This window comes from Alicyclobacillus fructus (assembly GCF_017329605.1).
Taxonomy (GTDB): Bacteria; Bacillota; Bacilli; order Alicyclobacillales; family Alicyclobacillaceae; genus Alicyclobacillus; species Alicyclobacillus fructus.
Map to the genome: position 1 here is coordinate 21,583 of NZ_JAFMTY010000006.1, position 24,121 is coordinate 45,703.

Genomic DNA, 24,121 nt, shown 5'->3' on the forward strand with positions numbered 1-24,121 from the left:
ATCCTTCGATCAGATTGTACACGTTTCCGAGAAAAAAGCAAACAAATGTTCGCATCCATGAACGAACATCTGTCCCAAGCGCGACAAGAGCCGGCCAGTCGATGCTGTCCGGCTCCGATATCGCGCCTTCCGCGTCAGCGGCGCGAAGAACGCGGCTTCGCGGGCTCCAGGTTCACCCGCGTGCCGTTGATGCGGCTCTGGCGGAGCGCCTCGTAAACGAACGGCGCGCTCTCCTCTTCGACCTCAATGAAGGTGAACTTCTCGAACATATCGATGCGCCCAACGGCGTCACCCGGCACGCCAGCCTCTTCGGAAATGGCGCGGACGAAGTCCTGCGGGCTCATCCGGGCCGTGCGGCCGACGTTGACGAAAAACCGCACCATTCCGGGGCGTGCGCCCGTGTCGCCAAAATCGTATTCGTCGGACTCGCTGCGGCTGCCGTCCCCGGACGAAGCGAGCTTCAACAGAGCGGAAGCGATGTCGATGGGATCGTGTTCATCGACGAGACCACTCAGAATCGCGCGATAGGGGGCGAGGCCACCCTCGCGGATCACGTCGACGATTTTGCTCCTCCACATCTCCGCCTGCCGCTCCGCGACGTCCTCGAGGGACGGCACTTCGCGGACGGTAATCTTCTGCTTGATTTCGCGCTCAATCTGCTTCAGCAACTTGTATTCGCGCGGTGTCACCAGCGTGATGGCGAGCCCGCGCTTGCCCGCGCGCCCAGTGCGGCCGATGCGGTGCACGTACGACTCGGGGTCCTGCGGAACGTCGTAATTGATCACGTGCGTCACGTCGTCGACGTCCAGGCCGCGAGCGGCGACGTCCGTCGCGACCAGCAGCTCGATCTCGTTCTTGCGGAACTTCCGCATGACGCGATCGCGCTGAGCCTGGCTCAGGTCGCCATGCAACCCGTCGGCGAGATACCCGCGCGCGAGCAGCGCCTCGACGAGATCGTCCACGCCGCGCTTCGTGCGGCAGAAGATGATGCCAAGTTGAATGTCTTCGCTGTCCACAATGCGGCACAGGCTGTCCAGCTTATTGCGTTCCAGCACCTTGTAGCACACCTGGTCGATCTGCGGCACCGTCACCTCGCCGCGGTTGACCGTGATGTGCTGCGGGTCCCGCATGTAGCGAAGCGCAAGCCGCTTCACCTCGTTCGGGAAGGTGGCCGAAAACAGCATCGTCTGCCGATCGGTCGGCGTCTCGCGCAAAATGGCCTCGATGTCGTCAATAAAGCCCATGTCCAGCATCTCGTCGGCTTCGTCGAGCACCACCATGCGCACGCTGTTGAGCGACAAGGTGCCGCGGTGAATGTGATCGAGCACGCGTCCCGGGGTGCCGATCACGATCTGCACCCCCTGCTTGAGCGCCCGGATCTGGTGGACAATGGACTGACCTCCGTAAATCGGTACGGACCGAACCCGCTTGTACTTCGCGATCTTGCGGATCTCACCGGCCACCTGAATCGCCAGCTCGCGCGTCGGCGTGAGCACGATGGCCTGCACGTGCGGTTCGGTCGACACCCGTTCCACGAGCGGGATGCCAAACGCGGCCGTCTTGCCCGTGCCCGTCTGGGCTTGGCCGATCACGTCCCGGCCCTCGAGCACGACGGGAATACAAGCCGCCTGAATCGGCGACGGCTCCTCAAACCCCATATCGTGAATCGCCTGCAACACGCGGCGGTTCAAACCAAAAGACTCGAAAGATGACATACTCTCAACCTTTCTCTCCTCTGCCTGTCTTGTCTCTTCCCACATCAGAATCTCCATTCAACTCCTGCCACAGTCGCCAGAGCGCCTGTTTGCAGCTTCGAATCCGAATCTGCGCACGCGAGCCGCGAAGCCGAAGTTCGTAGACGCGCGAACCGCGAGGTCCTGCCACGCCCACGTACACGAGGCCCACCGGCTTTTCCGGCGTACCGCCTCCAGGTCCCGCGATACCCGTCACCCCGATGCCGTACGTCGCGCCAAGCCTCGCTCGCACGCCTTCCGCGAGTTCTCGCGCCGTCTGTTCCGACACGGCTCCGTACCGCGCCAAGGTCTCGGGCCGCACGCCGACCATCGACTCCTTCACCCGGTTGTCGTACGCGATCACGCCGCCGAGAAATGCGGCCGAACTGCCCGGCACATCCGTGATCATCTCGGCCAGCATGCCTCCGGTGCAGCTTTCCGCGACAGCCAACGTCGATCCACGCTCGGCGAGCCGCCTCAATACGACCGACGCCAGCGAATCGTCGTCCACGCCGTAGATGTACGGCCCGAATCGCCTGCGCAACTCGTCTTCCACCGGGCGAATGAGCTCCAGACACGCCTCTTCCGTCGGGCCAGACGCCGTGATCCGAAGAACCATCTCGCCCTCGCCGGCGTACGGAGCCACGGTCGGGTTGTCCTTGCATGTCAGATCGGCGATGCTCGCATCCACATCCGACTCGCCGATGCCGCAGAAATGGAGAATCCGGGAAACCAACTTGCGTGTGCCGCCAAAGTGGTCAACCAGGCGAGGAATCACGTAATTTTGCAGCATAGGACGCATTTCGAGGGGCGGACCCGGAAGAAGAAAGTAGTGCACGCCGTTGTCGAACACATACTGTCCCGGTGCGGTCCCGTTTGGATTCGGAAGCCATTCTCCGCCTTCAATGACGAGGGCCTGCTTCCGATTCTGCTCCGGCATGGGCCTGCCTCTTCGTTTGAAATAGGCCTCGACTTCCGCGAGCGCTTCCTGGGAAAGCAACAGCCGCCTGCCCAGAAACTTCGCCAGCGCTTCCTTCGTCAAGTCATCCTGCGTCGGGCCCAGTCCTCCCGTGGCGATCACGACGTTCGACCGCCGAGCCGCTATGGAGAACGTCTCGATAATCCGCGCCTCGTTGTCTCCCACCGCACTGTGATAGTACACGTACATTCCGTGCTTCGCAAGTTCCTGCGAAATCTCCCGCGCATGCCCGTTGTGGATCTGCCCTATCACGATTTCTGTGCCCACCGCAATCAACTCAGCCCGGCACGTCTCTGCCACGGCCAACGCCACCATCCCCATCCTGACAAGCGCGTCAAGAGGCGCGCGACAAGATCATCTCTCGGTTTTTCAGAAAGTAGTCGATCGCCGACACGACGGTCATGACGACCATCACATAGATCATGACCTGCGCGATCGGCACATTGATCACCGAAAAAGGGAAATTATTCAGCATCAAGAGAACAATGCCGACCATCTGCGCGGTCGTCTTCCACTTGCCCCACTGGCTCGCCGCCACCACGACGCCGTCGCCAGCCGCAATCAGGCGAAGCCCTGTCACCGCGAACTCGCGGCTCACGATCACAATGGCGACCCAGGCCGGCATCCGCTGCATCTGCACCAGAATGATCAGCACCGCCGAGACCAACAGCTTATCCGCGAGCGGATCGAGAAATTTGCCGAAGTTGGTGATCATCTTTCTTTTCCGCGCGATCCGGCCGTCGAGCGCGTCCGTGGCTGCCGCCGCGATAAAGACGAGCGCAGCCAGAACCTCGTTCAACGTCGTGGTCTGTCCGTGGAACGTCACAGAACCGACGTGAAATGGCACCAACAAGATCACGCAGACGACAGGCACCAGCAGAATTCTGGCCAGCGTAATCCGATTCGCCAGATTCAACGGCCCACGCCCCTCTTATCCGATTCGCACACTGGTCGCCAGTCACGAACGGTAGTTCGTAAATTGCAGCGGAACGTCCAAGTCCGCGTTCCGCAGCATCTGAATCACGGCCTGCAGGTCGTCGCGGCTCTTGCCGGAGACGCGGATTTGATCCCCCTGAATCTGCGCCTGCACCTTGATCTTGGAGTCCTTAATGAGTTTGGTGATCTGCTTGGCGTGGTCCGCGTCGAGGCCGTTCACAAGTTCCACCACCTGCCGCACCGTGCCCCCCGCCGCAGGTTCCACCTTGCCAGGCCGCAGCGCCTTGAGCGATACGTTCCGCTTGACAAGCTTGGTCTTCAAGACATCCATGAGCTGTTCGAGCTTGTACTCGTCGTCCGAAATCAACGTCAGCTTCTCGCCTTCCAGGCGAATCTCGCTCTTCGATCCCTTGAAGTCAAACCTCGTCTCGATCTCCCGGCGAGCCTGCTGAACCGCGTTGGACACCTCCTGCAGGTCCACCTTCGAAACAATGTCGAACGACGCCTCTTTGGCCATACTCCCGCTCCTCTACCACCAGTCTACGCTGAACCTTCTTCCTCGTCACCCTCGTTCGATCACGACGACGGGCGCCCACGTGATATTCGGCAACTGCACAGGCTGTCCATCGACCGTGATGGACACGCCCTGGACGTGACCCAGATGGAACGTCACGCTGTTTTGCGCCGAAAACGTCTTCGACTGGCCTTGATTGAGGATGACGTTCGGCGCCACAGCCTGCCCGTCCGCGGTCGCGCTGAACCACAGCTCACCTGAATTCACCGACACCACCACGCGGAGGTTTGCAGCGTGAAGCACCTTGTACGTATACATGCCATTGGCATACGGCAGGGCCACCACCGCCACCGATTGCGCCTGGCTGGCTGGCTTTGATGGCGGCTTCGACGTCGTCACCCGCTGGCCGGAAGGCTGGGTTGCGTGCGTCTTTGGCGGACTCGACGTGGTGGTGTTCGTCTCGTGCGCCCCGTGCGCGTGATGATGAAGCAGGACGTACAACCCGCCAACCACCACCAGAGCGCCGACGATGAGAAGCCCTTGTCCCACCCAGGATCCGACCGAGCGAACGGGCCGGTCGTACACTTCCCGCCGCGCAGATCCAGAGCGTTCCGAAGCCCGGGATCTGGTTCGCTCCATCTCGTTGAGAGACCTCGGCTCCACCATCCTGGCCGCCGGTTTGCGATCCGAGATCCGGCTGTCCGAGGTCAAAGGCGATTGCTCGCTTCGCGCTCCCTGCGGCGATCCCACGTCCTCGCCGCCGTCCACGTACTTTTCCAAGAGCTCACTTCCATCGAGACCCAAAACCTCGGCATAACTCCGCACAAAGCCACGCGCATACACGCGGCCGGGAAGCACGTCCCACTGTCCCGCCTCCAGCGCCTCGATGTAGCGCTTGCGGATTTTCGTCCGCTCTTCAATATCTTCGACGGTGAGTCCGAGCGATTCGCGCCTGGCGCGCAGAATTTGGCCCAACTGCTCGTGCACGCGTCGCCCTCCCTTGTCCAGTGACGTATCTATTCCTGAGCCCACGCGGTCGCTTCGTCTTCGAACATATCATAGCGAATTTCTTCCTGCGGATCTCGGCGCAATTCGATCAGCATGTCGAACAAGTCCCATGTGTAACGGGTTCGCCGCACGAAAATGTCCGGATGCTCGATCACGACCGGCGCTTTCATGCGCAGGATCTCATCCACGCATCGCATGTGCTCTTCGCCGCCCCGCATCACCGAGACGGCTCCATCGATGATGTAGACGAACGGCTCGGCTCGAAACGTGGCGGAAGGCAGTTCGCGCATGATGGTCTGTTTCAGAAGGGTGGAGGAGACAAACAGCCACCGCTTGTTTGCGTACACGCTCGCCGCCACCACCGCCTCCGTCTTGCCGACACGCGGCTGTCCTCGCACCCCGATGACCTGCCGCCCCGGCCGCTTCAGGATCTCGCCCAAAAAGTCGACCAAGACACCCAGTTCGTCGCGAACAAACCGGTACGTGCGTTTCTCTGTGTCGCTTCGTTCGATAAATCGCCCATGGCGAAGCGCCAATCGATCCCGCAACGTCGGCTCTCTCAGCGCCGTCACCTCGATGTCCTCCATGGACTCCAACATCGTCCTCAGGACGTCGAGGATATCCGGGCGATCCACGTCGATCAGGAATCCCCTTCCATACTCCGACACTCCTGATAATTGTACGATGTTGACCCCGAGCATGCCAAGCAACGAGGCGATGTCTCCCAACAAACCGGGGCGATCCCGGCGTATATGATACTGGAAATAGTATTCGGCCACGCCGTCTCAACCTTTCTCCACATCCTAGGACAGATGAAACGTGTTCTCGAGGTACGACCGCACGGTGTCAGGCAACGCCGCGAAGAGGGCATTCGCCTGTTGCGATTGTGCCTCCGCTCGCACCTGAAGCCCTGCCCACGCCGTCAGCACGGAAGCCGGCACCTGCTTGTCGTCCAGGGCGATGGACGACAGATCGAGCACAAGGTGTTCTCCGGGCTGCCACGAGCTCGAAGAGACCAGCCAACGGAACGCCCGCAGCACTTCGCTTTGAGCGAGATGGCCCGGCGCAATCGCACACCCGGACGCGCCGGCCGACCCGAAACAAACCCAGTTCGGCGCCACGCCGCGCAACATCTGCATCTCCGCAGGCGGCGCGCTCCCTCCGATGGCCCCAAGCTCCACCGCATACCCGTAGCTCGCCAGATTCTGCGATCCGGCCTCCGGCAACGCCATCACTCGAACCTCGGCGTTCGCCTGATACAGACCCGCAAAGAAAGCCTTTTGTTCAGTGGCGTTCGCACCACGTGGAACGTACACGAGCGTCGGCGCGCCGCCGTACACCGACGCGTTTGTCGAAGCAGACGTCACCGCCGTCATCCATTCGCCGCACAGCGCGCCGATGCTGTACGCGATGCCGACGGGATCCTGAGCGATTTCCGCCACGTTGTCCGAGGTCGACAGAGGGGCGGGATCGTCGCTGACCACGGCGAATCGCACCGAAGGATTCGCCGACGCGAGTTCATCGACGCCCGAAGCGACGGCGCTTGCGTCGTCGCAGACCAACATCACGCCTGTCAGGTGGCCCTTGGACAGCACCGCTTCCGCCTTCGAACGCCACGCGCTCGTCGGAACGTGCATCACGTCGACCGAAGTGGCGCCCGCGGTTGCCAATTCGGAAGCGGACGGTGCAAACGGAGGAGAACCCAGGATTTCCACAAGCACCGCAGGCTTGTCGACTGTCGGGCGCAAGGCCGCGAGATCAGGAGCGCCACAGCCCGCGACACCGGCCGCGGCGGCGCAAGTCGCCATGGCGATCCCCCACTGTCTTTTCACGATTGGCACCCAACTCCTTTGTACGAACTCCCGCAGACTTGGCTTCATCCTATTGTAAACCTTCCATCTGGGGTTGTCTCACTCAAGTGCGATCTCCACTCTTGCCTTTCAGGCTTCTCTCTTACATGATAAGGGTATACGAAAGGATGATGGAGCCGTGGGGGATCTGAACGGAGACCACGTGTCCGTTGCGAAGGCGTTGTATCAGCTCGACTTTTACTTGGAGCAGATCGACGCGCCGTTTGATATTTACGATCTATACGAAGAGGCATACCGCGAACAGCGCGGGAAGTACTACGACGAGAGCTGGCTCGACCATTTGGACGACCACCCGCACGTGCGCGAATCGCTCGACGAGAACTTCACGCTGCAGACCATCGTGGATGCGCTGCTCAGAACCGGCCACGAGCCCGTGGTTCGTGCGCTGATGCGTTCGTTTCGTCGAGAGCAGATCTCCGTCACGCAGCGGTTTATCGACGGCGCAAGCCGACAAAAGGGACGCCCATAGGCGTCCCTTTTGTCGTTCCGCATCTCGGCCATCCTCAGTTCGCCAAGGGTTTCAGTTCAATCCAGCAGGCGTCCTCCACTCCGCTGTCGTCTTGAGGCGAACTCTGCATAGCGTCCGCCAGGTCCTCACCCGCCGCCCGAGCGGCCAAATGCTCGTAAGCTTCCTTCCCGAGGCCTGCGGTCCCCACGATATTTCCGCCCTCCGTGAACGTAACCTCCGCCTCCGCAATGGGCTCGTTCAACATGTACAAATCGCCCAGATAGGCATCGGTGTCGGCGCGCATGTCGCGAAAAGCAGCGGTCGGACTGGGCACGCCGCCCGTCCCCGCCTCGACCTCCACCATGGCCGAAACCACATACTGGCCGTCTCCGCGGCCATCGGGCAAGACAGCGAGATCGTACAGGCCCGGGACGTCGGCCAGGCTCGCCGCTATCGTGTCGATCGCGGCATTGGATAACGCAGCATCGGCCACGGACGCGACCGCCCGCTGCCCCGCGCCGGCGCTCACGCGGGCAAGTTCCTTCTGCGAAAGCGCGTGTTGCAAACCCATGTACCCACAAACCGCGAGAAAGGCTACAGCCATGAGAGCCATCGACGATTTCTGGCGTGCCACCCGTCGTCCTCTCCTTGCGTTGAACTAGGACATGTATACGGAGTGGCGTGCACATCTATGCTTCATTCGGCCTGGTGTTGTCGCACGAACGACGCTTTGGCCTGCAGCCATTGATCTTTCGTGATGAGAACCTCTCGCGGCTTGCTGCCCTCGTAGGGGCCCACAATTCCGCTCTGCTCCATTTGATCGATGATTCGCGCGGCGCGCGAGTACCCGATGCGAAACCTCCGCTGCAACAGGGACACGGACGCCTGGCCCATGTCGACGACGAGATCGACCGCGTCCATGAACAGGCTGTCGAGCTCCGGCCCGTCCTCATCCTCAGGCTCGTCCTCGATGGCGGTGCTCAAATCCATGGTGTAGACCGCATGTTGCTGCGTCTTGACGTACTCCACCAAGCGTTCGATCTCGCGCTCCGACACGTACGCCCCCTGCACACGGGTGGGCTTGGCCGCGCCCACCGGGTAGTAGAGCATGTCTCCCCGGCCGAGCAGCTTCTCGGCGCCTCCCATGTCGAGAATGGTGCGGGAGTCCGCCATCGACGAGACCGCAAAGGCGATGCGGCTCGGAATGTTGGCCTTGATCAGTCCCGTGATGACGTCCACCGACGGCCGCTGCGTGGCCACGATGAGATGAATGCCCGCTGCGCGAGCCATCTGAGCCAATCGGCAGATGGCGTCCTCCACGTCGTGCGGCGCCACCATCATCAGATCCGCAAGCTCGTCGACGATCACGACGATGTACGGCAGCGGCTCGAGCCCCTCTTCGCGCATGATCTCGTTGAATCGGTCGACGTCCCGCGCTCCTCGCTCCGCCATCAGACGATAGCGGTTCTCCATCTCCTGCACAATCTTCTTCAAGGCGCCCGCCGCAAGCCGGGCGTCCGTCACGACGGGCGTCAACAAGTGAGGAATGCCGTTGTAGATGCTGAGCTCGACCATCTTGGGATCGATCATCATCAGTTTGACCTCATGAGGCTTCGCCCGCACCAGGATGGACGCGATCATCCCGTTGATGCATACGCTCTTGCCCGAACCCGTGGCGCCCGCCACCAACAGGTGGGGCATCTTTTGCAGATCCCCGACGATGGGCGCACCGGTGATATCTCGGCCGAGCGCAAGCGCCAGCTTCGCCGGGGAGGATTGAAACTCGGGCGACTCGAGCACTTCGCGCAGCGTCACGACGGCAATCTCGTCGTTCGGAATCTCGATGCCGATCACCGACTTTCCCGGCACTGGCGCCTCAATCCGGATGTCCCTGGCGGCCAGGGCAAGCGCGATGTCATCCTGCAGAGACAAGACGCGCGCCACCTTGACGCCGGCCGCAGGCTGGATTTCATAGCGCGTGACCGTAGGTCCGCGGTGAATCTCCACGACTCGCGCCTGCACGTTGAACGACTGCAGGGTCGATTGCAGCTTCTGCGCGTTTTCCTGCACGTTCGCAGCCGCCACAGGCGCGTGCTTGCCGGACGGCGGGTCAAACAGCGTCAGCGGAGGAAGCTGGTACGACTCGTCGTGAACCATCGGTCCCACTTCGTACTCGGGTACCACCGCCGCGCTTCGCTCATCCTCGCGGACAGGGGCAGCTTTTTTCCGCTCGCCTTTTGAAGGAAAGCGGACGACGAGCCCCTTCGCGTCCGGTTCCACGACGGGTTCCGTCGGATCATCCCACGGGGGAACGTCATTCTGGGGTTCGGAACGACTCGCCCGCGCCGCAAAATCGTGAATAATCGGCTCCGCCTCCACGGACGACTCTGCGGACTCCGCCTCTTCCAACACATCACCGTCGATCACGACCGAAGGCCGCGTGGCCCGCGGTGCGTCCTCCACCACCTCGGGTTCAGGATCTCTCTCCCGCCGGAACACCTGTCCGGCCTGCCGGCGGAGGTTCGACCACATCCGATCGAGCGCCTGCTCCGTGTAACGGGATCCGCGGCGCACGACGCTCACGAGCGACACCTGGAAGACCAGCGCGATTCCAATCAAGCCACCTGCGACAATGACGAGGCGCGGCCCCAACTCATACGTCTGGGGCGAATTAAACAAGAGATGCAAAAGTTGAAAGATCAAAAAGCCGATAAGGCCGCCGCCCGCGCTCGGGGGCGCCCCCGACGTCGGGTGAAAGACGTAGTTGCGCAGCGCCTGCAGAGCATTCCACTCGCTCGACCAGAAGTACGATTGAAGGCCTTGATCCGCGAGATTCGAGTAGAAGTTCATCTCAATGAGCGCCAGCATGCACAAAAGGAGGATCAGAAGCCCCAGATGGCGGCCGTCCCACACGAAGCGGCTTCTGCGCACCATCATGTAGACCGCCGCATACCCGACGAGAATCGGTATGAGGAAATACCAACTCCCGGCGAGATAGATGCTCACAACCGCCAAAAACTGGCCCACGAGGCCGAGACGCCCCAGAGCCAGCGCACATGCCGTGAGCATGGCCAGACCGGTGACTTCGTATTTGAGCACGTTCTTCTGCTGTTGTTTGCGAGCCAAGCCTCACCAGTCCCTTCGTTAGACTGATGATTCGACCCTTCTGTTGAAACTCCTGCCGCCGCTTAGCGAAGCGCCGCGCCCGGTTGCCACTCCGGCCTCAGGTAGTCGCTCACAACCGGGCTGATCAGCCGCACCACCCTCGGCGTCCCGTATTCGTCCCTCGCCACAATCAGTGTGCGATGCCCGTCCTTCCACTCCTCGAACCGAGGGCCCGGCCCCCACCAACCATTGTAAATCTCGTGTTCGGCCAACGGCGTCCAAAGCATCACTGGATCACCCCACTCTGCGTTACGGGCGCGATCCCTACGCCTTGCCTCGAATCCTTGCGTTCGCGAATCAAATCTTTCAATTTCCGCATCGCCTGACCCAGGCCGCCCACTTCATCGCACAGGCCGTACTTGACGGCGTCTCGGCCGACCACCGTGGTCCCGATGTCTTTCGCCATCTCGCCTGTGTTCAGCATCAGATGCCGAAACATGTCTTCCGAGATCCGAGAGTGTTCGACGACGAAACGGATCACGCGATCCTGCATCTTCTCGAGATACTCAAACGACTGTTGCACGCCGATGACAAGGCCGTTCAAGCGAATGGGATGGATGGTCATGCTGGCTGACTCCGCAATGAACGTGTAATCCGCCGCCACAGCGATGGGCACACCGATGGAGTGGCCTCCGCCGAGCACGATGGACACCGTCGGTTTCGACATCGATGCCACGAGTTCCGCGATGGCCAGGCCAGCTTCGACGTCGCCGCCGACCGTGTTCAGAATGATGAGCAGTCCGTCGATCTTGTCGCTTTCTTCGACCGCCACGAGCTGCGGAATGACGTGTTCGTACTTGGTGGTCTTGTTCTGAGGCGGCAGCACCATGTGTCCCTCGATCTGGCCGATCACGGTCAAACAATAGATGTCGCTCGTGACGACCGCCGCCGGTTCGCTCACGCCGAGGGATTCGATGGACGCCTGGGCGTCCTTCGCCTCTTGGCCATCCGCCGAGCCCGCGGCCCCGCCTTTCATCACGGCATCGTATGCTGACTTTGCGTCCATATTGGCATCCGCCTCCCGCCGTCCAAAGTATCGGCAAAGGCCGGCCAGTCCATACGCAGAGCGCTGTCGCAGGCGGGCGGCGTCCATCCGGGCGCCGCGAGCAAAGCAAAAACGGGGCTATCTCTGTCCCCGCCTAAGGAGCGGGTCATGGAGATAGCCCCGTGCTCGCATGCCAAACTCCCGGACGATCACGCCTCCATGATGATAGGCAGGATCATCGGGCGGCGGCGCGTCTGTTCGTACAAGTAACGGCCCAGCGTATCCCGCACCGCTGTCTTAAGGGAAGACCACTCGCTCACGTTGTCGGAGACCAGCTTGCTGAGCGTGCTCTCCACGAGGCGATTCGCCTCGTCGAGCAAGGCCTCCGACTCGCGCACGTAGACAAACCCGCGCGAGATGATATCGGGCCCAGACAAGATGTGTCCGGTCGTCTTGGACAGCGTGACGACCACCACCAAAATGCCATCCTGAGACAAAAGCTTCCGGTCTCGCAACACGATGTTGCCGACATCGCCCACACCGAGGCCGTCGATCATCACCGAACCGGCGGGCACCTTCCCGCCGAGGCGCGCGCGCCCATCCTCAAACTCGACGACATCCCCGATTTCCGTGATGAAGATGTGATCTGGCTGGATGCCGAGCTGAATGGCGAGATCGGCGTGAATGCGCTGCATGCGAAATTCGCCGTGAACCGGGAGGAAGTATTTCGGCCGGACGAGCTGCAACATCCATTTGAGCTCTTCCTGGCTCCCGTGTCCTGAGGCGTGTACACCGCGGTAAATGACATGAGCCCCTGCTCGGAACAGCTGATCGATGGTCCTGGCGACAAACTTTTCGTTGCCGGGAATCGGCGAACTCGCCAATACCACCGTGTCGCCAGGGACAATTTCGATCTTCCTGTGCGCGGCCCTCGCCATGCGCGTGAGCGCTGACATGGGCTCGCCTTGACTGCCCGTAGATAACACCACGACCTTCTCGGGGGGAAGCTTGTTGACCTCGTCTGGGTCGATCAGCGTGTCGGGCTGCGCCTCCAGGTACCCCAACTGCAGCGACGTCTGCACATTGTTCACCATGCTCCGCCCGACGATGGCGACCTTGCGCCCATGCCGCTCCGCCGCCCGAATCATGAGTTGCAACCTGTGAATATTGGACGCAAAGGTGGACAAAATCACCCGCCCGGGCGCTTGGCCGATGATCTCGTCGATCTTGACGCCGACCGTCATCTCCGACGGCGTGTAGCCGGGACGCTCCGCATTGGTGCTGTCGCCGACGAGCGCCAAAACGCCTCGCGCACCCCACTGCGCCAGCTTGTGAATGTCTGCATGCCGACCGTCGATGGGGGTCTGATCGAACTTGTAGTCGCCCGTGTGAATGACAATGCCTTCCGGGGTCTCGATGGCGAACCCGACGGTGTCCGGAATGCTGTGATTCACGTAGAACGGCGACACCGCAAATTGACCAGCCTGCACGCGCGACTTGCCGTCCATCACGACGAGCTTCACATCGTGTACGCCCGCCTCGCGCAACTTGTTCTCCACAAGTCCGAGGGTCAGCCGCGTGCCGTACACGGGCACGTTGATCTCTCGAAGAACGTATGGGAGCCCACCGATGTGATCTTCGTGTCCGTGCGTCAAAAAGATACCGCGAATTTTCTCGCGATTCTCGACCAAAAACGTGATATCCGGGATGACGATGTCGATGCCGAGCATGTCTTCGTCGGGAAACTTCAGCCCCGCATCGACCACGATCATGTCCTGCCCGTACCAATACAGGGTCATATTCTTTCCGATCTCCCCGACTCCGCCGAGCGGGATGATGGAAAGCCTCGATCTCGACCTTGGCATTTTGCACCTCCGTTACCATTCATATGGAATTCAGCGACACGATCACGACCCGCCCGTCCCGGTCTCTTTCGCACTTTCCCACGACATGCAAAAAAAGCCCGCGCACACCAAGGCCGTGTCTTTCTGTGCATCGAACGCGCTCAAGCGGACCAACCGACCCGTTCCCATCCGCTTTCACGCCATTCGTTGTCTTCGCCTTCGCGGATTCGATCCCTGAGGCGAATAAGCCGCACATGTCACTATCGGTGATATTATACTCCCGTTCCGATCCTGACACAACCATGGATTGCGCCAAGGTTCCGCCGCGCTCTTCCTTCCATCGGATACGCCCGCCGATCCAACAAAAAAGATGTAGTCTCGAATCAGAAATCATGCTACAATTAAGGTTGATTGAAAGCGCTTGCACTTGTGCGAGCGCCGCCCTATCGTTCTGGTGAGACCGCCGGAGCGGTATACTCAATGGGGAGGTCTCATTGCACATGGAACTGTTTACCCGCATGGCCCAATACGACTACGAGCAGGTGGTGTTTTGTTACGATGAGGCGTCCGGCTTGCGCGCCGTGATCGCCATCCACGACACCACGCTCGGCCCTGCGCTCGGCGGATGCAGGATGTGGACGTACGCGTCCGAGGAGGACGCGGTCGTCGACGCGCTCCGCTTGGCGCGTGGCATGACGTACAAGGCGGCAGCCGCCGGGCTCAATCTCGGCGGTGGCAAGACGGTGATCATGGGCGACCCGCGCAAGGACAAGAGTGAGGCCCTGTTTCGGGCCCTCGGGCGCTACATCCACAGCTTGGGCGGCCGCTACATCACCGCTGAAGACGTGGGCACGACCGTTCAGGACATGGATCTCATTCACCTTGAGACGCCTTATGTGTGCGGCATTTCGCCAAGCTACGGATCGAGCGGCAACCCCAGCGGCATGACCGCCCTCGGCGTATTTCGGGGGATTCAGGCCAGCGCCAAGCATCTGTACGGCACGGACGATCTCGCCGGGCGCCGCGTCGCCATTCAAGGGCTCGGCAGCGTCGGGTACGAGCTGGCTCGCTTGCTGCGAGGCGCGGGCGCCAATCTCCTCGTGGCCGACGTCAACCCGACTCAGGTGGAACGAGCGGTCCGTGAGTTCGGCGTGCAGGCGCTCTCCCCGCAGGACATTCTGAGCGCCGAGTGCGACATTTTGGCTCCGTGCGCGTTGGGCGCCGTGTTGAACGACGAGACCATTCCCAGGCTCAGGGCGCAAATCGTCGCCGGCTCGGCGAACAACCAACTGGCCGAGGAGCGGCACGGGGACATGCTTCATGAGCGCGGCATCCTGTACGCGCCGGATTACGTCATCAACGCGGGCGGATTGATCAACGTCGCGGACGAGCTGGAAGGATACCACCCGGATCGGGCGAGGTCCAAGGTGGAGCGCATTTACGACATCATGCTCGACTTGTACAAGCTCTCCGCCGAACGCGGCATTCCGACGCATCGGGCCGCGGACGAGATGGCGATGAGGCGAATTCAAACCCTGCGCCAGGTGCGAAGCACGCACCTGGGACACCACGAACCCGTAAGGCGCGGTCGATAAAGGGAGAGCGAGGCGCGGGAGCCCCCGCGCCTCGCTTTCATTCGCGGATTCACTTGGGCTGCATGCGCAGCGCGCCATCGAGACGGATGACTTCCCCGTTCAACATCACGTTTTCCACAATGTGCCGCGCCAAGAGGGCGTACTCGCGGGGGCGGCCGAGTCGCTGCGGAAAGGGTACCTGTTGTCCGAGGGACTGGCGTGCAGCCTCCGGCAGGCCCATCAGAAGCGGCGTTTCAAAGATGCCGGGCGCGATGGCCACGACGCGAATGCCGTAGGCCGACAGTTCTCGCGCCGCGGGAAGCGTGAGTCCCACGATGCCGCCCTTGGAGGCGGCGTAAGCCGCTTGTCCGATTTGTCCCTCGTATGCCGCGATCGACGCGGTGTTGATGATGACCCCTCTCTCCCCATCGTCCAGCGGAGGCGCTTCGGCAACCCGCGCGGCCACGAGCCGCATGACGTTGAACGTGCCGATGAGATTGATCTGAATCACGCGCGCGAAACTCTCGAGCGAATGCACGCCCCGCTTCGACAAGATCTTCTCCGCCGTCGCGATCCCGGCGCAGTTCACGGCGCCCCGCAAGACCCCTGTTTTCGCCGCTTGTTCCACGGCGTCGCGCACCGCGGCTTCATCGGTCACGTCGACGCGCACAAACGCCCCCCCGATTTCCTCTGCGACGCGACCGCCTCGTTCCTCGTGAATGTCGAAGATGACCACGTGTGCGCCGGCTTCGGCGAAGCCACGAGCCGTCGCCTCGCCGAGGCCAGAACCTCCCCCTGTCACAATGAACGTGGCTCCCTCAAGCCTCATCGCGTGTCCTCCTTGTCAGCCGATGCGTTCGATCACGGTCGCGTTCGCCATGCCCGCGCCTTCGCAGATGGCGATGAGCCCATAGCGACCGCCGCGATCCTCGAGCGCGTTCAACAACGTCGCCGCAATCCGCGTGCCCGTCGCGCCGAGCGGGTGTCCCAGCGCGATGGCGCCACCGTGCACGTTCACGCGATCCCACGGTGCGCCGATCTCCTTCTGCCAGCCGAGCACCACCGGCGCGAACGCCTCGTTGACCTCAAACAAATCGATATCTTCGACCTTTAACTTCGCGTTTTGCAACACCTTTTGGGTGGCCGGAATGGGACCGGTCAGCATGGTCACCGGGTTCACGCCCACCACGCTGAAGGCCACGAACCGGGCGCGCGGCCGCAACCCGAACTTCTCCGCCGTCTCCCGGCGCATGACAAGTGCAGCGCTGGCGCCGTCCGAGATCTGGCTCGCGTTGCCTGCCGTGATGAGCTCGAGATCGGGAAACGCCGGCTTGAGCGACATCATCTTTTCGAGCGACGTATCCGTGCGAATGCCTTCGTCTTCTTCGAACGATCCCGGCAGTCCGGCGAGCGAAAGCGGTACAGGCGCGATCTCGCGCCGAAACTTCCCTTGCCGCCGCGCTTCGGCCGCCAGCTGATGGCTGCGCAGGCCGAACCGGTCGAGATCCTCCCGCGAAAAGCCCCATTCCTTCGCCAACAGCTCGGCGCCGAGCGCCTGATCGAAGAACGATCGGTTGTACTGACGCATGTGATAACGCGCTTCCAGCGACTCGGTCATCGGCGTGCCATGCACGCCGATGGAACTCATCATGGGCACGCGCGACATGGCCTCCACGCCGCAGGCGATGGCCACCTCGTACGCCCCGCTCATCACGCCCTGCGCCGCGAAGTGGAGCGCCTGCAGGCTGGACCCGCATTGTCGGTCGATGGTGCACCCCGGCACCGACTCCGGCAACCCGGCCGCGAGCCACGCGTTGCGCGCGATGTTCACGGCCTGGTCCCCGATTTGCGTGAGACACCCGGCGATCACGTCGTCCACGGCCTCGGGCGGCAACTGGTTCCTCTCAACGATGCTCCGCAGCACGTGACCCAGCAAATCGACGGGATGCACGTCCTTCAGCGAGCCGTTTCTCCGCCCGATGGGCGTGCGAATGGCGTCGACGATCACGGCCTCGTACATGGCGTCATCCTCCCTGTCCCTCATTCAGCTTGCGGTGCCGCTTCCATTCCCGCTCGCGCAACTCGACCCGACGAATCTTGCCCGACGTCGTTTTCGGCAAATCCTCCACAAATTCGATGGCGCGCGGATACTTGTAGGGCGCGGTGATCTGCTTCACGTGTTCCTGCAGTTCCCGAATCAGTGCCTCGCGGCGCTCTCCGTCCGATTCCAATTCTCGATGCAGCGCGGGGTCCTTCAGCACCACAAACGCCTTAACAATGGCCCCCCGCACCTCGTCGGGGCTCGAGACGGCGGCGCACTCGCGCACCAAGGGGTGTTTGACGAGCGCATCCTCCACCTCGAACGGCCCAATCGTGTATCCGGCGCTGATGATGATGTCGTCCGCCCGGCCACTGAACCACAGGTACCCGTCTTCATCCTTCTCGGCGCGATCGCCCGTGATATACCAATCGCCGCGGAACTGAGCCTCGGTCCGCTCGGCATCCTTGTAGTAACCCTGGAAGAGCGCGGGAAAGCCGCGCCGCACCGCGATGTCCCCGACCTGTCCCGGAGGAAGCGGCCTGCCCTCCTCATCCACGATCTCGACCGCGCCTTCGACCGTCGGCAATCCCATGGATCCCGCGCGCATTTCCGTGTCGACGCAGGTCGCCACAAGCAGCGTGTTTTCCGTCTGCCCATAGCCGTCGCGCACGGTGATTCCGAAATGGCGCCGGAACGTGTCGATCACCTCGCGGTTGAGGGGCTCGCCAGCGCTCACCGCCTGGCGCAGCGACGAAAGTCGAAACCGCTCGAGCCCATCCACCTTGGCCATCATTCGGTATTCGGTCGGCGTCGCGCACAGCACGTGGATCTGTTCATCGTCGATCAGCTGGAGGAACGTCTCCGGATCGAAGCGGCCGCCGTAATGAAATCCCGTGGCGCCGGACATGAGCGTGGCGACAAACGGACTCCAAATCCACTTGGCCCAGCCCGGCCCGGCCGTGGCCCAGACGACGTCGTCCGGCTCAATGCCCAGCCAACGCTTCGCGGCAATGTGCCAGTGGGCGTGAGCCCAGCCGTGCACGTGCATCACGCCCTTGGGGTAGCCCGTCGTGCCGGAGGTGTAGGACAGAAAGGCGAGATCGTCCCGGCGCGTGGGAAAGCGATCCCACTCCTGCGACGCGCCGCGCACCAAGTCGTCGTATGCCAGCCAGCCGTCGCGCGTGCCCTCGACCACCACGCGCAACTTGACGAACGGAAGGCCGGCGACGGCCGCCTCCGCGCGTTCCGCCAGCGCAGAATGGGCGATCACGCCCTTCGCCTCCGCGTGCCGCACGCGGTAGGCGATGTCGTTCGGCATGAGCAACTCCGATCCCGGAAGAACGACCGCACCGAGCGAAAGAATCGCCAGATACACGGCGTACGTCTCCGGCCGGCGCGGCATCAGGACCAGCACGCGGTCCCCTTTTCGCAGGCCGAGATCGTGCAAGGACTGCGCCAAGCGGAGCGACTCGCGGCGCAAGTCGCCGTAGGTCCACGTCCGCTTCGCGCCGGCCTCTGAGCGCCATATGAGCGCGCGCTTTCCTTCGTCCCGGTTCAGGATGGCACCCGCGATGTTGAAGACCTCCGGCGCCACGAGCTGATTCCATGTGGCGGTGTGTGTCGGCTCCATATCCCAACGCTCCCCTCGAGGAACCTTCAGCCCGACTCAATTCGCGAACGGAATGGCAAGATGAATGGGTTCGAAGAACGCCTGAATCTCTTCCGATGGAACGCTCTCCACGCGATCGTGACGCCACTTTGGCTGCCGATCCTTGTCGACCAGCTGCGCCCGCACCCCTTCGACGAAATCGCCGCGGCGGATGAACTGAAGGGCGAGGCCGAGATCGGTCTGAAGCACCTCGCGGTACGTCGCATTTCTCGCGCGGCGAAGCGCCTCAAAGGTCACCGCGAGCGACAGTGGCGAGCGCTGGCGCAGCGTCTCGAGCGACTTGGCGGCAAACGGATCGCGCGATGCCCCTTCCTGGAGGCGCGCCAGGATCTCCTCAAGTGTGGGTGCGTCGAAGTACGCCTTCACACTTCGGAGCACAGGTTCGACCTGTTCCGGCTGGACCTTGGGCGGCACGAGTCGCGCCGCCAGCCAACGCTGCAACGCTTCGGCGCTGGCCCCCTTCTCGCCGAGCGCCGCCAGTTCCGCCTGAAAGGCCGGTCGATCGTGGCTTGGAAGCCAGGCGTTGGCCATTCCGGTTGAAAGCAACAGCCAACCGTCGACGGATTCCCCCGTGAGCGCCAGGTAGGGACCAAGCCCACCCTCCAAGCGGCTGAGCGCGTGACACATCCCGACGTCTGGGAAGAAGCCGATGCCGGTCTCCGGCATCGCAAAGCGGGTGCGATCCGTCGCGACCTTCCAACTCGCGCCATAGGTGAGGCCGACGCCGCCTCCCATCACAATCCCGTCCCACAGGGCGAGCACCGGCTTGGGATAGCGCACCACGCGATCATCGAGCGCGTACTCCTCCGAGAAGAAGGCGACCGCGGTGTCCAGATGGGGCTCATCTTTCGCGTCGTACAAGGCCCGGATGTCCCCGCCCGCGCAGAACGCGCGATCCCCTTCGCCGTACATCACCACGAGCTCAACGGATGGATTCCGCGCGATCTCGTCCAGGTACTGTCGAATGAGGCGGATCATCTCGAGGCTGAGCGCGTTCAACTGCTTGGGCCGGTTCAGCCCGAGCCAGGCCACCGTCCCCGTCTGTCGAAACAAGACGCTGTCCATAAGCCACCTCACTCCGGATGATCAAAACCAGCGCGTCGAAACGACCTTGCGACGCGTGAAGAACTGGACCAGTTCCTTGCCGTTTTCGCCCGTCACGCCGTAGAACGAGTCCTTGTGCCCGCCGAAGGGGAAGAAGGCCACCGGCAGAGGCACGTTGACGTTGATGCCGACCATGCCCGCGTCAATGCGATCCCGAAAGATCTGCGCGGCCTTCCCGCTCTGCGTGTACAGGATGGCTCCGTTGGCGTAGCGGGAGCGGTTCGCGATGGCGATGGCCTCGTCGAGATCGCGCGCGCGGACGACGGAGAGCACTGGGCCGAACAACTCCTCCTGCCACACGCGCATCTCGGGCGTCACATGATCCAGGAGGCACGGTCCCAAGTAAAATCCTTCGGGATGTTCGTCGATGGCCTTGCGCCCGTCGACCACGAGCCGCGCGGACATGGCCGCCTCGTCCACGTACGCCCGGACGCGATCGCGATGCTCCTTCCGGATGAGCGGCGTGACGTCCACACCCTCTTCGAAGCCGGAGCCGATTTTCATGCGGCGTGCGCCGTCCGCCAGCCGCTCCACGACCTCGTCCGCGACAGAGCCCACCGCCACGACGACCGACGTGGCCATGCAGCGCTGGCCGCCGTTGTGAAAGGCCGCCCGCAGGATGCCGTCGATGGCCGGATCGAGCACGGCGTCCTCCAGCACGACGGCGTGATTCTTCGCGCCGGCGAACGCCTGCACGCGCTTGTGGTGACGAGCCGCCGTCTCATACACGTAGGCCGCGGTCCTGGTGGAGCCGGTGAAGTTGACCGCAAGGATGTCGGGATGCGCCAGAATCGCGTCGACCGCTTCCTTGCCGCCGTTCACCGCCTGAAGCACGCCGGCGGGAAGACCCGCTTGGTGAAACATCTCGACGATTCGAAGCGTGGTCATCGGCGTCTGCTCCGACGGCTTCAAAATCAACGCGTTACCGGTGACGACCGCCCACCCCATGACCCAGAGCGGGATCATGGCTGGGAAGTTGAACGGCGTGATGCTCGCGACCACGCCCAAGGGATACCTGTAGTACGCCTGTTCCAGCCCCTCGGACACATCGGCCAGCGATTCGCCCATCATGAGCGTCGGCGCGGAGAGCGCATGTTCCATGCCCTCGATGCCGCGGTCCACCTCGGTCAACGCGTCCGCAAAGCTTTTGCCGTGCTCTGTCGTGATCATCCTGGCCAAGCTCTCCCGCTCCGACTTGAGCATGGCCAACACGTCGAACAGCACGCGGGCGCGCTTGATGACCGGCACTCGGCTCCAGGCCGCAAACGCGCGCTTCGCGCCTTCGACCGCCCGCGAGACATCCGCGTGCGACGAGAGAGGCGCCTCGGCAATCACCTCGCCAGTCGCGGGATTGTACACCGGCACGGCATGTTCGCTCGTCGCGTCCACCCACGATCCATCCACAAAGTTCTTGAGACGCTCCATGCAATTTCCCCTCTTCCCAGGCGATCACGCCCGTTGTTCGTTCTTGACATCCTGGATGTAGCGGTACATCGCGGCCATGTCGAGATCGGCGTAGCCTCGCTCGGCGGCGCTTTCGTACATGCGGATGAGCACATCGGTCATCGGCAGCTCGAGCCCTCTGGCGGCCGCCATATCCTTGGCAAGGTGCAGATCTTTAATCAAAAGCCTCGTGGTAAAGCCGGGCTCGTAGAAGTCCTTCGAGATGAACAGCTTCCAGTTGCGCTCGTAGATCCGGCTCTGTCCGTAGCTGACGTTCAAGATGGAGAACAGCTGCTCCAGGTCCATGCCCATCTCGCCGGCGAGCGTAAGCGCCTCGGCCACCGCCAGCGTGTAGTACCCAATGAAGTAATTGTTCACAAGCTTCACGACCGAACCGGCGCCGACGTCCTCGCTGATGTGAAACACGTTCTGGCCGATGAGGTCGAGGAGCGGTTTCGCGCGTTCGAAGGATTCTGTCGCACCCCCCACCATGACGGTGAGCGATCCGTCTACCGCCCGTTCGACGCCGCCGGATACCGGCGCCCCCAGGTAGCCGATGCCCCGGCTCGCGAGCGCTTCCGCCACGCGATGATTCACCTGCGGCGAAACGGTGCTGAAGTCGATCACCAATTGCCCCGGGCGCCCCTCGTTCACCACGGTTTCGCCAAACACCTGCGTCACCTCCGCAGGCCCCGGCAGGCTCGCGCACAGCACGTCCGCCGCGCGAACCACCTGCTCCACGGAATCGCAGGCCCTGCCGCCTTCGTTCGCGAACAACTCCCGCGAACGAGGCACGACGTCATAGCCATAGACCTCATAGCCGCCGCGCACCAGATTCAGGCTCATCGGGAGCCCCATCTTCCCGAGCCCCAAAAATCCAATCACCGGTTTTTCCATCGGTCTCTCACCTCACCGTATCCAATACATACTCTGCAATCGCCTGCAGTTGGACGATCTCGTCGGGATACGCCGGCATATCGAGCTTCACGCCCACGTGTCTCGCCGCCTCGCCGAGCGGAAGGAATCCGCAGCGCACCGCATCGGCGCACGCGACGGCGGCGAATTCCGCGCCGAGATCGCGCGCTGGTCCTTGCGCATCGTGGGCTATCGCGACGCGCACAAGCGCGGACTCGAGCGCGTACAGCCACATCTGGGCATCGGCCAGGCGGCGCACCAGCGCCTGGTGTTCGACCAACTTGTCGCCTTCGCGGGCAAGCGCCGCGTCCACCACCGCGTCGAGCCCTGCCGCCAAAGCCTGAGCCACTTGTTCGCCGGTTTCGACAGCCGACCGGAGTAAACCGATGGGCAGGCGGGCAGCGAGGGACGAAGGTTGGGCATCGGCCGGCGATGCGCTTGATGAACAAGCGCTTGTTTCCTTGCGGCGAGCGTGAAGAAAATCGCGTACCGCCGCCAGCCGGTTGATCTCATTGGTTCCTTCGAAGATGCGGGTGATCCGCGCGTCCCGGTACATGCGCGCGATCTCGTAGTCCTCCATGTACCCGTAGCCGCCGTGGATCTGAACCGCCTCGTCGATGACAAACGCCTGGACTTCCGTGGCGAGCACCTTGTTCAACGAGCAAGCCGCAATGCAGGACGACAATGCGGCCGCGACGCCGCGGGCCTTGTCCTCCGGCGACAGATCGGACCGAAGGGCGAGATCGAGCGCCTGCTTTTTCCCCGGAGCAAGCTCTCCAGCCGTGCGATACGCCGCGCTTCGCGCGACAAAGTAGCGCGCCGCCATGTACCCCAGCTTCTCCCGGATCATGCCAAACGAGGCGATGGGCACGCCAAACTGGCGGCGCTCCTTGGCGTAAGCTGCGGCAATCCGAAGGGCGCGCCGCGACTGACCCAGGGCGTAGAGCGCCATCTTGTGCCGGGCCAAATTGAGGACCGAGAGCGCAATCCGGTGTCCATGCCCCGGCGCGCCAAGCAGGGCGGACTCCGGCACCTCCACGTCGTCCAGGATGAGCGAAGCCGTCGGACTCGCGTGAATCCCGACCTTGTGTTCCTCCTTGCCGACCGACACGCCGGGTCGATCCCGATCGACGATAAACGCGGTCATGCCGCGATCGGCCAGCTGAGCAAACACGACGTAGACGCCCGCGACGCGAGCGTTCGAAATCCACTGCTTCTGCCCGGATAGGACGTAGCCGCCGCGGGCTTCGTTTCGCCGCGCGCTCGTCTTTCCGTGGAGCGCATCCGAACCCGCATTGGGCTCCGTCAACGCGTACGACGCGATGACTTCGCCCGAAGCGAGCTGAGGCAAATACGCCTCGCGCTGCGCCTCATCTCCGAAGTACAGAATCGGATGAAGGGCAACCCCGCTATGAATGTTGATGGATACGCCGAATCCCGCCGTTTCTCCCAGCGTTTCCGCCACGAGGAGCGACGACAAGGGATCGAGTGCCAGACCTCCGTACATCTCGGGCAGGTCCACCCCGATGAGGCCCAGCGCGCCGGCCTTCTGATAAAGCGCTTTCAGAGCGTCGATATCGCCCCCTTCGAGCGCGTCCATGCGGGGCAACACGTCGCGCTCCACAAACGATCGCGCCGTCTCCTCGATGAGATCGTGCTCGTCGCTCCGGCGCTCCGGTGTGAACGCGCTGTCCAGGCTCGGATGAAAGTCATGGGTGACATCCACCGTGCGACGCATCTCCCTCCGCGGAACCTCATCTGCAAGCGGTTTCAGACCGGTCATCACAAACGACTCGGCCCACCGCCTGATTCGGCTCGCGCACAACATTATGCAATCATTGCATAGATTCACTATAACCCGACGCGGCTCTGAGCGCAACCCATCGGCACAG

At 62.6% G+C, this 24,121-nt stretch carries 21 protein-coding genes; 2 read left to right on the forward strand and 19 right to left on the reverse strand.

Annotation, left to right across the window (positions count from 1 at the left end):
- Nucleotides 1–134 precede the first annotated feature (134 nt).
- The 7 genes from J3481_RS04230 to J3481_RS04260 are packed head-to-tail and all read right to left on the reverse strand — an operon-like array spanning nucleotide 135 to nucleotide 7,002.
- Complete coding sequence (locus tag J3481_RS04230; protein WP_206830729.1) at nucleotides 135–1,715, reverse strand: DEAD/DEAH box helicase; 1,581 nt, start codon at nucleotides 1,713–1,715, stop codon at nucleotides 135–137.
- Nucleotides 1,716–1,719: 4 nt separating this feature from the next.
- Nucleotides 1,720–3,033 carry a competence/damage-inducible protein A gene (locus tag J3481_RS04235; protein WP_206830730.1) on the reverse strand — a complete coding sequence of 438 codons (1,314 nt, stop codon included), beginning with the start codon at nucleotides 3,031–3,033 and terminating at the stop codon, nucleotides 1,720–1,722.
- A 13-nt stretch (nucleotides 3,034–3,046) separates the two neighbouring features.
- Nucleotides 3,047–3,628, reverse strand: coding sequence for a CDP-diacylglycerol--glycerol-3-phosphate 3-phosphatidyltransferase (gene pgsA / locus J3481_RS04240; RefSeq protein WP_206830731.1), 582 nt, complete (start codon nucleotides 3,626–3,628; stop codon nucleotides 3,047–3,049).
- 42 nt (nucleotides 3,629–3,670) lie between these two features.
- Nucleotides 3,671–4,165 carry a YajQ family cyclic di-GMP-binding protein gene (locus J3481_RS04245; protein ID WP_206830732.1) on the reverse strand — a complete coding sequence of 165 codons (495 nt, stop codon included), beginning with the start codon at nucleotides 4,163–4,165 and terminating at the stop codon, nucleotides 3,671–3,673.
- Nucleotides 4,166–4,210: 45 nt separating this feature from the next.
- Nucleotides 4,211–5,149: a helix-turn-helix domain-containing protein gene (locus tag J3481_RS04250; RefSeq protein WP_206830733.1), complete on the reverse strand. Its 939-nt coding sequence runs from the start codon at nucleotides 5,147–5,149 to the stop codon at nucleotides 4,211–4,213.
- Nucleotides 5,150–5,178: 29 nt separating this feature from the next.
- Nucleotides 5,179–5,949 (reverse strand): DUF3388 domain-containing protein, encoded by a 771-nt coding sequence (locus J3481_RS04255; RefSeq protein ID WP_206830734.1) that lies wholly within the window; start codon nucleotides 5,947–5,949, stop codon nucleotides 5,179–5,181.
- A gap of 24 nt (nucleotides 5,950–5,973) precedes the next feature.
- On the reverse strand, nucleotides 5,974–7,002 hold the full coding sequence (locus J3481_RS04260) for a hypothetical protein (RefSeq protein ID WP_328702035.1): 1,029 nt from the start codon (nucleotides 7,000–7,002) through the stop codon (nucleotides 5,974–5,976).
- Between the two features lie 157 nt (nucleotides 7,003–7,159).
- On the opposite strand from J3481_RS04260, the gene J3481_RS04265 reads away from it, so the two are divergent.
- Complete coding sequence (locus J3481_RS04265) at nucleotides 7,160–7,510, forward strand: hypothetical protein (protein WP_206830736.1); 351 nt, start codon at nucleotides 7,160–7,162, stop codon at nucleotides 7,508–7,510.
- 34 nt (nucleotides 7,511–7,544) lie between these two features.
- On the opposite strand, the gene J3481_RS04270 is transcribed toward J3481_RS04265, so the two are convergent.
- The 5 genes from J3481_RS04270 to J3481_RS04290 form a co-directional block, all read right to left on the reverse strand.
- Nucleotides 7,545–8,123: a hypothetical protein gene (locus J3481_RS04270; protein ID WP_206830737.1), complete on the reverse strand. Its 579-nt coding sequence runs from the start codon at nucleotides 8,121–8,123 to the stop codon at nucleotides 7,545–7,547.
- Nucleotides 8,124–8,185: 62 nt separating this feature from the next.
- The gene (locus J3481_RS04275; protein ID WP_206830738.1) at nucleotides 8,186–10,615 is read right to left on the reverse strand and encodes an FtsK/SpoIIIE family DNA translocase; all 2,430 of its coding nucleotides are present in this window, start codon (nucleotides 10,613–10,615) and stop codon (nucleotides 8,186–8,188) included.
- Between the two features lie 62 nt (nucleotides 10,616–10,677).
- Nucleotides 10,678–10,881, reverse strand: coding sequence for a YlzJ-like family protein (locus J3481_RS04280; protein ID WP_206830834.1), 204 nt, complete (start codon nucleotides 10,879–10,881; stop codon nucleotides 10,678–10,680).
- Nucleotides 10,881–11,660 carry a ClpP family protease gene (locus J3481_RS04285; protein WP_206830739.1) on the reverse strand — a complete coding sequence of 260 codons (780 nt, stop codon included), beginning with the start codon at nucleotides 11,658–11,660 and terminating at the stop codon, nucleotides 10,881–10,883. The genes J3481_RS04280 and J3481_RS04285 overlap by 1 nt, the downstream gene beginning before the upstream one ends.
- 188 nt (nucleotides 11,661–11,848) lie before the next feature.
- A complete protein-coding gene (locus tag J3481_RS04290) occupies nucleotides 11,849–13,504 on the reverse strand; it encodes a ribonuclease J (RefSeq protein ID WP_206830740.1) in 1,656 nt (551 codons plus the stop codon).
- 473 nt (nucleotides 13,505–13,977) lie between these two features.
- Here J3481_RS04290 and J3481_RS04295 point away from each other — a divergent pair, with 473 nt between their 5' ends.
- Nucleotides 13,978–15,078 (forward strand): Leu/Phe/Val dehydrogenase, encoded by a 1,101-nt coding sequence (locus J3481_RS04295; RefSeq protein WP_328702036.1) that lies wholly within the window; start codon nucleotides 13,978–13,980, stop codon nucleotides 15,076–15,078.
- Nucleotides 15,079–15,127: 49 nt separating this feature from the next.
- Here the strand turns inward: J3481_RS04295 and J3481_RS04300 are convergent, their stop codons facing one another.
- Genes J3481_RS04300 through J3481_RS04330 form a run of 7 tightly spaced genes read right to left on the reverse strand, consistent with a single transcriptional unit; the run spans nucleotide 15,128 to nucleotide 23,955 of the window.
- A complete protein-coding gene (locus J3481_RS04300) occupies nucleotides 15,128–15,886 on the reverse strand; it encodes a 3-hydroxyacyl-CoA dehydrogenase (RefSeq protein WP_206830742.1) in 759 nt (252 codons plus the stop codon).
- 15 nt (nucleotides 15,887–15,901) lie between these two features.
- Nucleotides 15,902–17,077 carry a thiolase family protein gene (locus tag J3481_RS04305; RefSeq protein WP_206830743.1) on the reverse strand — a complete coding sequence of 392 codons (1,176 nt, stop codon included), beginning with the start codon at nucleotides 17,075–17,077 and terminating at the stop codon, nucleotides 15,902–15,904.
- A gap of 4 nt (nucleotides 17,078–17,081) precedes the next feature.
- Nucleotides 17,082–18,728, reverse strand: a complete 1,647-nt coding sequence (locus J3481_RS04310) for an acyl-CoA synthetase (protein WP_206830744.1) — start codon at nucleotides 18,726–18,728, stop codon at nucleotides 17,082–17,084.
- A gap of 36 nt (nucleotides 18,729–18,764) precedes the next feature.
- Entirely contained in the window at nucleotides 18,765–19,832 is a 1,068-nt protein-coding gene (locus tag J3481_RS04315; protein WP_206830745.1) for an enoyl-CoA hydratase/isomerase family protein, read from the reverse strand.
- Nucleotides 19,833–19,853: 21 nt separating this feature from the next.
- The gene (locus J3481_RS04320) at nucleotides 19,854–21,296 is read right to left on the reverse strand and encodes a CoA-acylating methylmalonate-semialdehyde dehydrogenase (RefSeq protein WP_206830746.1); all 1,443 of its coding nucleotides are present in this window, start codon (nucleotides 21,294–21,296) and stop codon (nucleotides 19,854–19,856) included.
- Nucleotides 21,297–21,320: 24 nt separating this feature from the next.
- Nucleotides 21,321–22,211 carry an NAD(P)-dependent oxidoreductase gene (locus J3481_RS04325; protein WP_206830747.1) on the reverse strand — a complete coding sequence of 297 codons (891 nt, stop codon included), beginning with the start codon at nucleotides 22,209–22,211 and terminating at the stop codon, nucleotides 21,321–21,323.
- A gap of 7 nt (nucleotides 22,212–22,218) precedes the next feature.
- Nucleotides 22,219–23,955, reverse strand: a complete 1,737-nt coding sequence (locus tag J3481_RS04330) for an acyl-CoA dehydrogenase family protein (protein ID WP_328702037.1) — start codon at nucleotides 23,953–23,955, stop codon at nucleotides 22,219–22,221.
- Nucleotides 23,956–24,121 lie beyond the last annotated feature (166 nt).